Consider the following 13012-nt stretch of genomic DNA (forward strand, 5'->3'; position numbering starts at 1 on the left):
CAGTCTCCACCCGCTACCGCGGAGTCGTCATCCGTCCAGCTTGATGAACGTTGCCTTGGGGACGTACTCGTAGCGGTCTGGCATGCAGGTGAGGATGATGACCTGGCCGTGGTCGCCGGCGCGGCCGAGGAGGGCGCCCATGTCGCGGAGGCGGGCCTTGTCGGACCAGCCGAGGGCGTCGTCGAAGATGACCGGGACGCTGCCCTCGCCGGTGCTGACGAGGTGGCTGATCGCGAGCCGCGTGATGATGGCGAGCTGCTCCTGAGCGCCTGTCGACAACGCCTCGACCGGCAACCGGACGCCGTCCAGTTCGCGCTCGGCGACCGCGAGATCGTCGTCCAGCCAGACCCGGAACGACGGCCCGTACACACTGCGGCCGAGTGCCTCGATCCGGCTCTGCAACGGCTCCGAGTACTTCGTCTGCGCCTCGGCCCGGTGCCGGCTCAGCGTCTCGTACACCCGTCGCGCCGCCTCGGCCCGCCGCAGGAGGCTCTCGTGCTCCGTGCGTACGGCGGCCAGCTCCAGCTCCGCCACGTCCCGCCGGGTCGCGAGTCCGTCCCGCCCGGACTGCTCCAGGCGGCCTTCCGTCGTACGCAATGCGTCGCGCAAGGTGTCCCGCTCGCCCTGCAAACGTGTCGCGACGGCCAGCGCGTGCGTCAGCTCGCCCGCGACCTGGTCCGCGCCGGCCTCGTCCGCCTGCTCCTGTACGGCGGTGAGCTCCTCGAGCACCGCCTCGACCTCAGCCGTCGCCTCGCTCTCGGCCACCGCCACGGCCTCGTCGTCGAGCACCGACCGCGCTGACTCCAGCGACTCGACCGCCGCGGCCAGCCGCTCCCCTGCGAGCTCTGACCGGGCCCGTGCGTTCTGAGCCTCGGACCGGTCCTCGTCCGCCGCCTTCCGCGCCTGCGCCGCCGCGAACTCCGCATCCGTCAGCAACCGCTCCACATCGGCCAGCCCGCTCCGGGCCTCCTCAAGGACCCGCTGCGCGCCCGCGAGATCCCCAGGCTTCAGCCCGGGCTCGTCGACGTCGTCGAACAACGTGTCGTGCGAGGACTCGAACTCGGTGAACTCCGCGAACAGCGACATCTGCCCCGGAACACTCTCGACGGCCGGCTGCTTCCCGCTGTCCTCCGCCGTCTCACCGACTTGGAGACGCGCGGTCAGTACGGCGATCCGCTCGCCCGGATCGCCTCCGGCCGTCAGCGACTTCTCGGTCCGCCGCGCCTCGTTCAGCTCGGCGGTCGCGGTGTCGGCCTTCCGCAGCAGCTCCCGCGCCGCCGCGACATCCTTGACACCCGCCTTCTTCAGCAGATCAGTCTCCCGCCGTACGGCGTCATCGACACGCGAGCGCAGCGTCGCCGCCTCGCCACCGGCGCGAACGGTCACCTCGACCTGCCCCGGCACACCGACCACCAGCTCACCGGAGACGAGCACCTCGGTCGACTCGTCGAAGCCGAGCTCCGACGGCACGTTGCCTTCCAGACCGGTCCCGGACAGTTCGACAGGCTCCGCGCCAAGTCGCCGTACCAACACCTCGGGTACGCCGGCCGCGAGGGCCGCGCGGGCCTCGACCACCGCCGCGCGGGCGTCCTCCAACGCCGCCACCACGGCGTCGTCGACCTTGATCCGGTCGAGGATCGTCCCGGCCGCCGCGATCCGCGCCCGGACGTCGACCAGCTCGGTCTGCTGCCCGACCAGGCGGTCCAGCTCGGCGCGATCCATCAGGTCGGAGACACGACGTTCCGCGGTCTGTACGTCGGTACGCCGCAGGTCCTTGAGCTCCACGACCTCCGCGAGCGCGGCCTCCGCCGCCTGGACGGTCTCGGCTGCCGTCTTCGCGACCAGGTCGGCGTCGGCCCGTCGCGCGGTCAGTTCGGCCTCGAACTTGGTGAACCGTTCGACCTCGTCGAGCAGGCGTTCCCGGTCGAGCCGCGTGCGGGTGTGGTTCTCGAGCCGGGCGCGTGCGGTCTCCGCGCGGGATCGGATCGAGTCCCGGCGGAGCAGGATCTCGTCGGTCGCCTGCTTGCGTTCGCGCAGGGCTTCGACGCCGGTGAGGTGATCGGTCAGGCGGGTGGAGACGTCGCTCAGGTCGAGGTTCAGCCGCTCGGCGCGACGGATGTCGGACTGGACCTCGTCCATCGCCTGCAACGCCTGTTTGAAGGCCAGTTCGGCGGCGTCGACCGTCTTCGCCGACCGGGCGAAGTCGCCGGTCGGCTTGCCGCGAGGCGTCCAGTACCGCAGGTACTCGTGCTCGACGGCCGTCACCAGCGGCATCGACGCACCGTCGACCGGAGTGCCCGACTCCGCGGTCACCGCGGTGATCAGCGGCTCCGCGTCGGCCGGCGTTGGCAGCACCAACGACTGGCCCTGACTGACCATCAGCGTCTGCCAGAGCACTGGGTCGACGTTCTCGTCGAACAGCCGCTTGGCCTCGTCATGTGCCTCGCGGCCGGTCCACGACCGCCGACGGCCGTCGGACTCGACGATCGTCAGTTCCGTGGAACGGTTCTTCAGCCAGCGCTTCGCGTACGTCAGCTCGCGGCCGGCGAGGCTGAGCTCGACGGTCACCTCCGGGCCGACGTCCTGGCCGACCGGCTGGATGTCGCGGATCCGCGTCGACTTCGAGTCGTCGGGCAGGTCGAAGATCAGCCCGAACGCCTCGACCAGGCTGGACTTCCCGACCTCGTTGTCGCCGACCACCACGGTGGTGCCGAGCGCGCGGAACCGGACAATGCGGTCCTTGACGCCACGGAAGTCCCGTAGCGCCAAGCTGTGTAATCTCATCCCGCGTCCCGCGCCAATCGGTGCATCAACGACAGCGCCGCACCCGCGCCCTCGTCGCCGCCGGCCAGGGCTTGCCGCAGCTCCTCCATCGCGGCCCGCGCCGGACCGCTCAGCTGCAGGGACTCCAGGTCCGCGGCGTCGGGCGCCGGCCTCACGGTCCAGAACTTCACCCAGCGCTCAACACTGGCGAAGACCTCGCCCTGCGCGTCGATGATCGAGTCCAGCCGGGCCAGCAGCGGCAGCGAAAGCGAGCCGTCACCGGCGAGACGCACGTACGTCCGCTCCTTGTCCGGCAGTTCGGCGAACCAGTCCTCGAGCGCCGTGATCGACTCCTCGTCGAACAGGTCGGCGCGATGATCCACCATGTGCCACGCGCCGACGCGGATCGGCTCGACCTCGATCCCGGCGCCGATGGTCACCTTCAGGACGTTGCCGGGGTCGTCCTCCTCCGGTGATGTGACCTCCTGCGTCCCGGAGAACCAGATCCGGTCGGTGACCCGGGTCGTCGAGTGCCGGTCGCCGAGGCCGACGTACTGCAGCCGGCCGTCCGCGACCGCGGCCTCCAAAGCTTTTTGATCGATGGTCGGTACGTCGGACATGCCGCCGGACAGACTCGTCAGCTGACCGTGGGCGAGCAGGATCCGCGTCGTCTTCGGGTCGGCGGTCAGGTCGGCGTACCCGGGCGCGGCCGGATCCGAGAGCGGACGCCGCGAACGCCACGGCGCTCCGACGATCTCGACACCCGGCACGATCTGGAAAGGTGTCGTTTCGGTCAGCACCGTCACGTGTTCCGGCGCATGCGCCAGCCACTGGCTCGAGGTCCACAGCGACCCCGGCTCCAGCGCGTCGTGGTTGCCCGGGAGCAGCACGACCGGGACCGGGATGCGCTTCAGCGCCTCGCACGCCCGCAGGATCGTCTGCCGCTCGACCTGGTTGTGCTCGAACACGTCCCCGGTGACGACCACGAACGCCGCCCCGGTGCGCTCCGCGACCTCGCCGATCCGCGCGACAGCGTCCAGCCGCGACTGACCCCACCGGGCCTGCCCGTCCGGCCCCAGGAACCGGCGCATCATGCCCAGCTGCCAGTCCGAGCTGTGCAGAAACGTGATCGACTCGTCCATAGCGAACAGAACGCTAACCCCCACCGCCGACAACCACCCAACCCAACACCCCCAAACCCGCACACCGCCCACACTCCGGACGCACTTTGAGCCCCTACCAACCGTTTCGCTGCCCCCGAAATGACTGGTGGGGGCCCAAGGACGATGAGAGAGTCCGGATGTGTATCTCACGACGAAGCGATTGCGGTTGGGGCGGTTCGGACCGGACGACGCCGCGCTGCTGCTGGAGCTGGATTCCGATCCCGAGGTGATGCGGTTCCTGACCGGGCAGGCGACGCCGCGGGAGGAGATCGAGGATGTCGTCCTGCCGGGGATCCTGAAGGTGTACGACGAGCACCCGGGGCTGGGAACGTTCAAGGCCGAGACGCGCGACGGGTTCGTGGGGTGGTTCGGGCTGCAGCCGACGGACGCGGCGGGCACGGTGGACGTCGGGTACCGGCTGTTGCGGACCGCGTGGGGTAAGGGGTATGCGACCGAGGGGACGAAGGCGCTGATCGCGCACGCGTTCGAGCTCGGGATGGAGCGGGTGGAGGCGGACACGATGGCGGTCAACCACCGGTCGCGGGCGGTGATGAGGCGGTCGGGGCTGCGGTTCGAGAAGGTGTACCACGAGCACTTCGACGATCCGCTGCCCGGAACCGAGTTCGGCGAGGTGCTGTACGCCGTCGACCGCGCGACCTGGGAAGCTGGGTCGCATGAGTGACGAGCGACCGTACGCCGTACTGGACATCGACGCGACCCTGTCCGACACCAGCAAGCGGCTGCACTTCATCGAGCGGAAGCCGAAGGACTGGGACTCGTTCTTCGCGCACTCCAAGGACGACGCCGTCCTCGAGGAAGGCCTCGCGATCGCGACGACGCTGGCCGCGGACCACGAGATCGTCTACCTGACCGGCCGCCCCGAACGGATCCGGCGGGACACCGAGCGGTGGCTGAAGGACAACGGCTTCCCGGACGGCAAGGTCTACATGCGCGGCAACACCGACCGCCGCCCGTCGATGCTGATGAAACTGGGCCGCCTCAAACGCCTCGCCGAACAGCGTCCCGTCGCCGTCCTCGTCGACGACGACGCCTCCGTCATCAAGGCCGCCGCAAAGGCCGGCTACACGGTGATGAGGGCCGACTGGGGACTCGATGCCGAGTCCCAGCCGACCCTCTTCGAAGCCCAGGAGTCCGAAGGCCGGACCTGAGCCGTTACTTGCTCAGGCCGACGATCAGGGTGTTGGCGTACGGCGGGTACGACGACAGGTAGAAGTTCTGGACCTTCGACCCGTGCAGGAACGCGTTGCGCGCGTAGATCAGCGGCACGATCGGGGCATCGGCCATGATCTGCTTGTCCAGTGCGGCCCACAGGCCCGCTGCCTTCGTGCGGTCCGGTTCGGCGGTGGCCGCGGCGATGGCGGTGTCCACGGCGGGGTTGGAGTAGCGGGAGATGTTGTACCCGCCGTTGCCGATCTCCGACGTTCCGAAGAGCGGCTGGATGTTGCCGATCGCGCTCGGGAAGTCCGGCAGCCAGCTCGACACGGTCAGGTCGAAGTCGGGCTTGTTGCCGGTGATGAGGTCGGTCAGCGGCTCACTGTCCAGCGGCTTGATGGTGACCGTGATCCCGGCCCGCTTCAGGCCCTGCTGAATCGCCTGCGCCACGCCGAGACCGGTCGTGTTGTCGGCGGCCAGCACCAGGTTCAGGTTGCTGACGCCGGCCGCGGCCAGCATCTGCTTGGCCTTCGCCGGGTCACCGGCGGGCGGCGCCTCGTACAGGTCGTACTTGTTGTACCCGTCGATCCCCGGCGTGATCAGGGTGCTGGCGATCTCACCGCCGTACTCCGGACCGCCCTCGGCCACCTGGACGGCCTGCTTGTCGACGGCGTACTCGATCGCCTTGCGGACCGCGGGGTTGGCCAGCGCCGGCCGCTTCGTGTTCATCGCCAGGTACTGCAGCGCGCCGGACGGCGACGTCGCCACGCGGGCCTTGACGGCCGGGTTGCCGGTGATCGTCGGGATCAGCGCCGCCGGGACCGACGTACCGGTGGTGGCGGCGAACTTGTCGTCGCCGGCGTCGGCGATCAGGCGCTGGTTGACGACGTCGGGCTGCAGGCCCATGTCGGTCACGATCGAGTCCGGCAGGCCGGTCCGGGCCGGGTCGGTCGACTTGTCCCAGTTCGGGTTCCTCGTCAGCACGAGCTTCGAGCCCGGCGTGTACGACTGCACCTGGTACGGTCCGCTGGCCATCGGCTTCTCGCCGTAGTGCGCCGGGTCGGTGTCGGCCTTCTTCGGCACCGGCGAGAACGCCGGCATGCTGACGATCCACGGCCAGTCGCCGTACGGCTTGTTCAGCTTGAAGACGATCGTGGTCTCGTCCGGCGTCTCGATCGAGGCCAGCTCGCCGCCCTTGTACGGGCCGGTGTACTTGTCACCGCCGGTCAGCAGCGACTTGTGGTAGCCCAGACCGCCGGACAGCTCCGGCGCGAACGACCGCTCGACGCCGTACTTGATGTCGGCGGCAACGATCGGCGACCCGTCGGCGTACTTGAGACCGGCCTTGAGCTTGTAGGTCCAGGTCTTGCCGCCGTCGCTGACCTGGCCGGTGTCGGTGGCCAGGTCCGGGACCAGCTCGGTCGGCTTGTTCGGGTCGGTCTTCCACGACGTCAGGCCGCGCAGCACCAGGTGGATCCCGCTGATCCCCAGGTTCTGGCTCTTGGCCGGGTCGTAGCTGATCTCCTTGCTGGTGCTCAGGATGTGCCAGGTGCCGCCCTGCTCGGCGGCCGCGGTGCTGCCGCCGGTCGTGCCGGACTTGTCGTTGGCGTTGCACGCGGCCGCCGCGAGCGCGAGCACGGCCGCTAACGCGACCGCTCGGGATATGCCCTGAAAATTAAGCACTGGATGGGGTCCTCTCAAGGGGTGGGGGCTCAGGGAAGTAGCAGGCGGCCCGGTGTTCGGAGTTCCCGGCGACGGGCTCGAGCACTGGTCGTTTCGTCGCGCAGACGTCCTCGGCCTTGTAACAGCGGGTCCGGAACGGACAGCCGGACGGCGGGTCGATCGGGGTCGGTACGTCGCCGGTCAGCACGATCCGGTCGCGGGTGACACCCGGTTCCGGCACCGGCACGGCGGACAGCAGCGCCTTCGTGTACGGGTGCGCCGGCGACTCGTACACCTTTGCCGCCGGGCCTTCTTCGACGATCGTGCCGAGGTACATCACGGCGATCCGGTCGGCGACCTGACGGACGACGGCCAGGTCGTGGGCGACCAGCACGTAGGACAGGCCGAGCTCGTCGCGCAGGTCGGCGAGTAGGTTCAGCACCTGGGCCTGCACCGACACGTCCAGCGCGGACACCGGCTCGTCGCAGACCAGCAGATCGGGTTTGACCGACAGGGCCCGGGCGATCCCGATCCGCTGCCGCTGCCCGCCGGAGAACTCGTGCGGGTACCGCACCAGGTGCTCCTCGGCCAGCCCGACCTGTTCGAGCAGTTCGACGAGCTGGGCCCGGGTCGGGCGGAGTCCTTGCGCGCGGAACGGCGTACTCAGGATCGTGGCCACCGACTGCCGTGGGTTCAGCGACGCCTGCGGGTCCTGGAAGACCATCTGGATCCGGCGGCGGATCGGGCGCAACCGCCGGCCTTTGACCTTGGTGACGTCCTTGCCGCCGATCTCGACCCGGCCCTGCGTCGGGTCGAGCAGCCGGGTCGCGACCCGGGCCAGCGTGGACTTGCCGGAACCCGACTCACCCACGAGACCTACGGTTTCGCCCTTGCGTACGACGAGGTTGACGCCGTCGACCGCGCGCACGGCCTGCGCCTTCTGCCACGGCACACCGCGCAACCCGAAGTACTTGCGCACGTCCTTGAGGTTCAGCAGCTCGTCAGGCATCCGCCGGCCTCCGTCCCAGGTGGCAAGCCGCCTCGTGATCGCCTTCGCCGGGACGCGGCGTCAGCTCGGGTCGCTCGGTGACGCACCGCTCCCCCACGAGATGCGTGTACGCGCACCGCGGCTGGAACGGGCATCCGGTGGTGATCGACCCCGGCGTCGGCGGGGTGCCCGGGATCGTGGTCAATCGCGGCTTCGGCGGTACGTCGACCCGCGGCATCGCACCCAGCAACCCGAGGCTGTACGGGTGCGCCGCCCGGAAGAACAGGTCCCGCACGGTACCGCGCTCCGCCGCGCGCCCGGCGTACATCACCAGGACGTCGTCCGCGACCTCGGCGACCACACCGAGGTCGTGCGAGATCAGGATCAGCGCCGTACCGAACTCGTCCTGGACGTCGTCCAGCAGGCGCATGATCTGCGCCTGCACGGTGACATCGAGTGCGGTCGTCGGCTCGTCCGCGATCAGCACTCTCGGGTCGTTCACCAGAGCCATAGCAATCACGACCCGCTGCCGCATTCCCCCGGAGAATTCGTGCGGGTAACTGTCGGCGCGACGGGTCGCGTCCGGGATGCCGACCTTGTCGAGCATCTCGACCGCCCGGCGACGCGCGACCTTCTTCGAGACGTCGTGGTGCAGCCGGTACGCCTCGGCGACCTGCCAGCCGACCGAGTAGTACGGATTCAGCGCGGACAGGGCGTCCTGGAAGACCATCGCGATGTCGTTGCCGCGGATCTTGCGGAGCTCGTCGGCCGGCAAGCCGTTCAGCTCACGGCCGTCGAGCAGCACCTCGCCGGTGACGTCGGCGTTCGACGGCAGCAGGCCCATCACCGCGGACGAGCTGACGCTCTTCCCGGAACCGGACTCGCCGACGATCGCGAGCGTCTGCCCGGGCGCGACCGCGAAATCGATACCGTCGACGGCCGGCACCGCGCCGTTCTCGGTCCGGAACGTGACCTTCAGGTCGTGAACCTCGAGCACCGGATCAGCCATGGCTCACCCTCGGGTCGAGCACACCGTGCACTATGTCCACCACCAGGTTCGCCAGGATGATCAGGAACGCCGAGAACAACGTCACGCCGACGACCACGGCCACGTCGAGCTGGCCGACCGCGCTGATCAGCAGATCGCCGAGACCCTGCATGCTGAACACCTTCTCGGTCAGGATCGCACCGCCGAGCAGGCCGCCCAGGTCGAGACCGAACAGCGTGATGACCGGGACCAGCACACCCCGCAGCCCGTGGGTCAGGACCACCCGCGCCTCGCCGGCACCCTTCGCCCGGGCCGTGGTGATGTAGTCGAGGTTGAGTTCCTCGAGCATCTGCGACCGGGTCAGCCGGATGTACGACGCCGCTTGCAGGACGGCCAGCACGATCCAGGGCGTGACCAGGTGCCAGGCCCAGTCGACCGGGCTCTCGGTCAGCGGGACGTAGCCGTTGACCGGGACCATGTTCAGCCAGAACCCGAACACCAGGATCGCCAGCAGCCCGAGCAGGAACGACGGGGTCGAGACGCCGATCAGCGCGACGCCGACGGCCAACCGGTCGAGGATGCGGCCCCGGTTCAGCGCGGCGATCACCCCGAGCGACACGCCGATCAGCAGCCAGAGGACGGCCGCGCCGAGCGCGATGGAGGCGGTGATCGGCAGCCGGTCCGTGATCAGCGTGGTGACCGGGCGAGCGAGCGGGAACGAGTACCCGAAGCACGGAGCGTTGCAGTGCACCGCCGCCGCGCCGTCGCCGAACGTACGTCCGGCGAAGATGCCCTTCAGGAAGTTCAGGTACTGCTGCAGGGTGCTCTGGTCGAGTTGCATGAAGTGCCGCGCCTGCTCCAGGCGGTCCGGCGTACAGGGCTTGCCGCACGCGAGGTGGGCCGGGTCGGCCGGGATCGCGTAGAAGATCAGGTAGACGGCGAGGCTCAGCGCGAGCATCACGAGCAGCGCGGCGAACAGCCGCCGGATCAGGAACCAGACGAGGTCGGGCATCAGTTCGTCCTCCGCAGCCGGACGTCGAACGCGTCCCGGACGCCGTCGCCCAGCAACGTGAAGCCGAGCACGGCCAGGAACAGCATCGCGCCGGGGAACAGCAGGAACCACGGATCCGCGCCGGTGTAGACCCAGGCGATCGAGTCCGAGATCGACCGGCCGAGACTCGGGGTCGGCGGCGGGACCCCGACGCCGAGGAAGGACAGCGCGGCCTCTGCGCCGATGTAGCCCGGGATCGCGAGCGTGGCGATCACCAGCACCGGACCGAGCAGGTTCGGCAGCAGTTCGCGGGTGATCACCATCCAGCCGCTCGACCCGACGCTGCGGGCCGCCTCCACGAACTCGCGGGCGACCAGCGAGCGGGCCTGGTTGCGGATCAGGCGGGCCAGACCGGCCCACCCGAAGAAGCTGAGCACCAGGATCAGCAGCAGCCAGCGCGGGAACCCGGCCGGTACGACGATGCCCAAGGCAATCATGAAGACCAACTGCGGGAAGCCGAAGAGGAAGTCGAGCAGCCGCGACAGCACCGCGTCGTACCAGCCGCCGAAGTACGCCGCGCTGATCCCGGCGAGGGTGCCGACAACGGTGGTGATCAGCGTGACGACGACCGCGATGAACAGCGACGTCCGCAGACCGAGAACGACGATCGAGAACAGGTCCCGGCCGGTCAGCGGCTCCACCCCGAACCAGTGGGTACCGCTCGCGCCGCCGACCGCACCACGGGGCGCGTTCCCGCGGGCCGGATCGAGCAGATCGATGTGGTACGTCGTCGCGTCCTGGCCGGCCAGCCGCACCAGCAACGGCGCGGCGGCGGCGATCACGATCAGCAGCGCGACCACGACCAGACCGACCCGCGCGCTGCGGTCACGCCGTAGCCGGCGCATCGCTTGCCGGGTGGGCGATACGGTCCCGGCGACCGAGGAACTCACAAGCACTCCCGACAGGGTTCGAATCACACAGCCGACAAAACCTAGGCCGCATCCTCCCACCACGGGGTTCGCATCTCGAATCCCGAGAATGTCGGGTCGGTAACTGTGGATTCGGTTAGGTGCTGCCGGGTGGTTACGCTCCGCGTGTGGACAGCATGGTGCAGATCGGTGACCGGATGCTCATGTACGCCGTGTACGGCGCGGACGACGGCGTACCGGTGATGTCGTTCGGAGGTACGCCGTCGACGCGCTGGAAGCGGCCCGAGGTGGTCGCGACGATCGAGTCGTCCGGGGTGCGGATGGTGATGCCGGACCGGCCCGGGTACGGCGGATCGACCCGGCAGCCGGGCCGGACCGTGGCGTCGGTGGCTTCTGACGCGGCGGCTTTGGCTGACTCGCTCGGGTGGGAACGGTTCGCGGTCACCGGAGGCTCCGGCGGCGGGCCGCACGCCTTGGCCTGCGCGGCGCTGCTGCCGGATCGCGTGACCCGCTGCGCGGTGACCGGGAGCAACGCGCCGTCGCTCGTCGACGGTCCCGAACCGACCGAGGCAGAGGAACAGGCGGACCCACGGCGCAACCGCACCTCCTGGCGGGCGGTCCACGGAGACCTGCGACCAGGGCTCGAGGAAACAGCTCGCACGATCATGGCCGCCGTCGAGGAAGGCGGACCCGAGTTCCCGCCTGACCCCGGTTCGCCGCCAGGGCCCCCGGCGCGTGAGGACCCGTCGGCGATCGCCCGGCTGACCGCGACATTCGTCACCAGTCATGACGGCTGGATCGACGACCATCTCGCGTTCGCTCGGCCCTGGGGCTTCGAGCTCGGCGACCTTCGGGTCCCGGTCAGTCTGTGGCACGGCTCTGCGGACGAGCGCGCCGGCAAGTACGCCGACCACCTGGCCGCAGCGATCCCGCACGCCGAACGCAGGTACTACGTGGGCGGCCACATCCCGCCGGCAAATGCGTACCGCGAACTGCTGCGGTGGCTGACACTGTCCTGATGGACCTAGCACGTCAACTCGTTCTGGAGCTGTATCCGGAGGCCCGGGCTGCCTGGCTCGGCGGGAGCGTGGCACGCGGTGACGCCAGCCCGACGTCCGACCTGGACATCACGGTGCTGCTGGACGGACCACCGGCACCACGGAGGAAGTCGCTGGAGTACGGCGGCTGGCCGGTCGAGCTGTTCGTGCACACCGAGAAGTCACTGCGCTACTTCGCCGACAAGGACCAGCTGCGGCGTCAGCCGACCATGATGCGGCTGGTCGGCGAATCCGTCGTACTGGTGGACACCGACGGGTCCGGTGCGCGGCTGCAGCAGGAGTTCGTGGCTGAGGTGGCTGCCGGGCCTAAGCCGCTGACTTCCGATGAGCTGGACCTGCTGCGCTACACGGTCACCGACCTGCTGGAGGACCTGGCAGCCGCAGAAGGTGATGTGCGGCTGGCGATCACGTCAGTGCTGTGGCAGGAGGCGGCGCGGCTGCTGCTGACCGGGGCCGGGCACTGGTCCGGCACCGGCAAGGGTCTGCTGCGCGAGGTCACGACGTACGACGTTGCTCACGGCACTGACCACGCTGTGAAGTTGCTCGACGGCGTGCGGGCGTCGGACGACCGCCTGGTGGTCGCCGTGGACGACATCCTTGCCGGCTATGGCGGACGGTTGTTCAGCGGGTTTGAGCTGGCTGCCGACATCTAGTCGATCAGCTCCCAGCGGCGCTTCGGGAAGAGGCGTACGGCGAGGACAGCGGCTGCTGCGCCCAGGAGTACGCCGGGGATGATCCAGCGCCATCCGGTGAAGACGTTGGTGGAGGTGGACGCCTGGGCCTGCGCTGGCGGGTCAGCTGCCGGTGCGGGCTCTGGGGTGGACTCCTGGGCCGTGTAGCCGCCGTCCAGGCTCGGGCCGCCGTAGAACTCTCCGCTGAGCAGCTTGAGTTCGTTGAGGAGCTTCAAGAGCCTTGCCGGATCGGTGGCGCGGTGCCACGTGGGCTTCGCGGGTTGGGTGCCGGACATCAGGTCCTCGGTGGCGATCCACGGGCCACCCGGCGCGTCCGGGTAGATGATGTCGATGCGCCAGACCGACATGTCGTGGATCAGCCAGGTAGCGCGGACGAACCGGCCGGACCGGTGCTCGCCAGTCGGCTTGTCCGATGTCGGCGCGGTCAGCTCGACCAGTTCGTCGTACCGCGGGTCGTTGTAGCCGAACGCGACGACCGACGGGGGTGCGCTGAGAAGGACGCTGGTCGGGCCGCCGGCGTGGGCGGGCGTGGCACCGAACGCGAAGAGCAGGACGACAAGCACGAGGATGCGACGGACCATGGCAGCTCTCCCTACGGGTTCCCT

12 protein-coding genes are annotated in these 13012 nt (G+C 69.5%); 4 read left to right on the forward strand and 8 right to left on the reverse strand.

Features of this window, described 5'->3' with window-relative positions:
* Window positions 1-27: 27 nt before the first annotated feature.
* On the reverse strand, window positions 28-2784 hold the full coding sequence (locus E0H92_RS14815) for an AAA family ATPase (RefSeq protein ID WP_131496649.1): 2757 nt from the start codon (window positions 2782-2784) through the stop codon (window positions 28-30).
* Entirely contained in the window at window positions 2781-3905 is a 1125-nt protein-coding gene (locus E0H92_RS14820) for a metallophosphoesterase family protein (RefSeq protein ID WP_131296936.1), read from the reverse strand. Before E0H92_RS14820 ends, E0H92_RS14815 begins: the two co-directional genes overlap by 4 nt.
* Window positions 3906-4065: 160 nt before the next feature.
* Here E0H92_RS14820 and E0H92_RS14825 point away from each other — a divergent pair, with 160 nt between their 5' ends.
* Together E0H92_RS14825 and E0H92_RS14830 are read left to right on the forward strand one after the other, a co-directional pair.
* Window positions 4066-4608: a GNAT family N-acetyltransferase gene (locus E0H92_RS14825; RefSeq protein ID WP_131496650.1), complete on the forward strand. Its 543-nt coding sequence runs from the start codon at window positions 4066-4068 to the stop codon at window positions 4606-4608.
* Window positions 4601-5095, forward strand: coding sequence for a phosphatase domain-containing protein (locus tag E0H92_RS14830; protein WP_131496651.1), 495 nt, complete (start codon window positions 4601-4603; stop codon window positions 5093-5095). Before E0H92_RS14825 ends, E0H92_RS14830 begins: the two co-directional genes overlap by 8 nt.
* Window positions 5096-5099: 4 nt before the next feature.
* Here E0H92_RS14830 and E0H92_RS14835 read toward each other — a convergent pair whose 3' ends face one another.
* Genes E0H92_RS14835 through E0H92_RS14855 form a run of 5 tightly spaced genes read right to left on the reverse strand, consistent with a single transcriptional unit; the run spans window position 5100 to window position 10678 of the window.
* Window positions 5100-6737 carry an ABC transporter substrate-binding protein gene (locus E0H92_RS14835; protein WP_238173436.1) on the reverse strand — a complete coding sequence of 546 codons (1638 nt, stop codon included), beginning with the start codon at window positions 6735-6737 and terminating at the stop codon, window positions 5100-5102.
* A gap of 37 nt (window positions 6738-6774) precedes the next feature.
* Window positions 6775-7770, reverse strand: a complete 996-nt coding sequence (locus tag E0H92_RS14840; RefSeq protein ID WP_131496652.1) for an ABC transporter ATP-binding protein — start codon at window positions 7768-7770, stop codon at window positions 6775-6777.
* Window positions 7763-8758 carry an ABC transporter ATP-binding protein gene (locus E0H92_RS14845; RefSeq protein ID WP_131496653.1) on the reverse strand — a complete coding sequence of 332 codons (996 nt, stop codon included), beginning with the start codon at window positions 8756-8758 and terminating at the stop codon, window positions 7763-7765. Before E0H92_RS14845 ends, E0H92_RS14840 begins: the two co-directional genes overlap by 8 nt.
* The gene (locus E0H92_RS14850) at window positions 8751-9749 is read right to left on the reverse strand and encodes an ABC transporter permease (protein ID WP_131496654.1); all 999 of its coding nucleotides are present in this window, start codon (window positions 9747-9749) and stop codon (window positions 8751-8753) included. Before E0H92_RS14850 ends, E0H92_RS14845 begins: the two co-directional genes overlap by 8 nt.
* Window positions 9749-10678, reverse strand: coding sequence for an ABC transporter permease (locus E0H92_RS14855; RefSeq protein ID WP_131462089.1), 930 nt, complete (start codon window positions 10676-10678; stop codon window positions 9749-9751). The genes E0H92_RS14850 and E0H92_RS14855 overlap by 1 nt, the downstream gene beginning before the upstream one ends.
* 155 nt (window positions 10679-10833) lie before the next feature.
* On the opposite strand from E0H92_RS14855, the gene E0H92_RS14860 reads away from it, so the two are divergent.
* A complete protein-coding gene (locus E0H92_RS14860) occupies window positions 10834-11676 on the forward strand; it encodes an alpha/beta fold hydrolase (protein WP_131497431.1) in 843 nt (280 codons plus the stop codon).
* Window positions 11676-12368, forward strand: coding sequence for a nucleotidyltransferase domain-containing protein (locus E0H92_RS14865; RefSeq protein WP_131496655.1), 693 nt, complete (start codon window positions 11676-11678; stop codon window positions 12366-12368). Before E0H92_RS14860 ends, E0H92_RS14865 begins: the two co-directional genes overlap by 1 nt.
* Here the strand turns inward: E0H92_RS14865 and E0H92_RS14870 are convergent.
* Window positions 12365-12988 carry a hypothetical protein gene (locus E0H92_RS14870; protein WP_131462091.1) on the reverse strand — a complete coding sequence of 208 codons (624 nt, stop codon included), beginning with the start codon at window positions 12986-12988 and terminating at the stop codon, window positions 12365-12367. The genes E0H92_RS14865 and E0H92_RS14870 overlap by 4 nt on opposite strands.
* Window positions 12989-13012: the final 24 nt, after the last annotated feature.

It is taken from the genome of Kribbella speibonae, assembly GCF_004331375.1.
In the GTDB taxonomy this organism is placed as follows: Bacteria; Actinomycetota; Actinomycetes; order Propionibacteriales; family Kribbellaceae; genus Kribbella; species Kribbella sindirgiensis.

Coding starts and splice junctions, on each gene's coding strand:
- E0H92_RS14845 (WP_131496653.1), bottom strand. CDS start 8,758: ATGGCTGATCCGGTGCTCGAGGTTCACGACCTGAAGGTCACGTTCCGG.
- E0H92_RS14860 (WP_131497431.1), top strand. CDS start 10,834: ATGGTGCAGATCGGTGACCGGATGCTCATGTACGCCGTGTACGGCGCG.
- E0H92_RS14820 (WP_131296936.1), bottom strand. CDS start 3,905: ATGGACGAGTCGATCACGTTTCTGCACAGCTCGGACTGGCAGCTGGGC.
- E0H92_RS14865 (WP_131496655.1), top strand. CDS start 11,676: ATGGACCTAGCACGTCAACTCGTTCTGGAGCTGTATCCGGAGGCCCGG.
- E0H92_RS14840 (WP_131496652.1), bottom strand. CDS start 7,770: ATGCCTGACGAGCTGCTGAACCTCAAGGACGTGCGCAAGTACTTCGGG.
- E0H92_RS14815 (WP_131496649.1), bottom strand. CDS start 2,784: ATGAGATTACACAGCTTGGCGCTACGGGACTTCCGTGGCGTCAAGGAC.
- E0H92_RS14850 (WP_131496654.1), bottom strand. CDS start 9,749: ATGCCCGACCTCGTCTGGTTCCTGATCCGGCGGCTGTTCGCCGCGCTG.
- E0H92_RS14870 (WP_131462091.1), bottom strand. CDS start 12,988: ATGGTCCGTCGCATCCTCGTGCTTGTCGTCCTGCTCTTCGCGTTCGGT.
- E0H92_RS14830 (WP_131496651.1), top strand. CDS start 4,601: ATGAGTGACGAGCGACCGTACGCCGTACTGGACATCGACGCGACCCTG.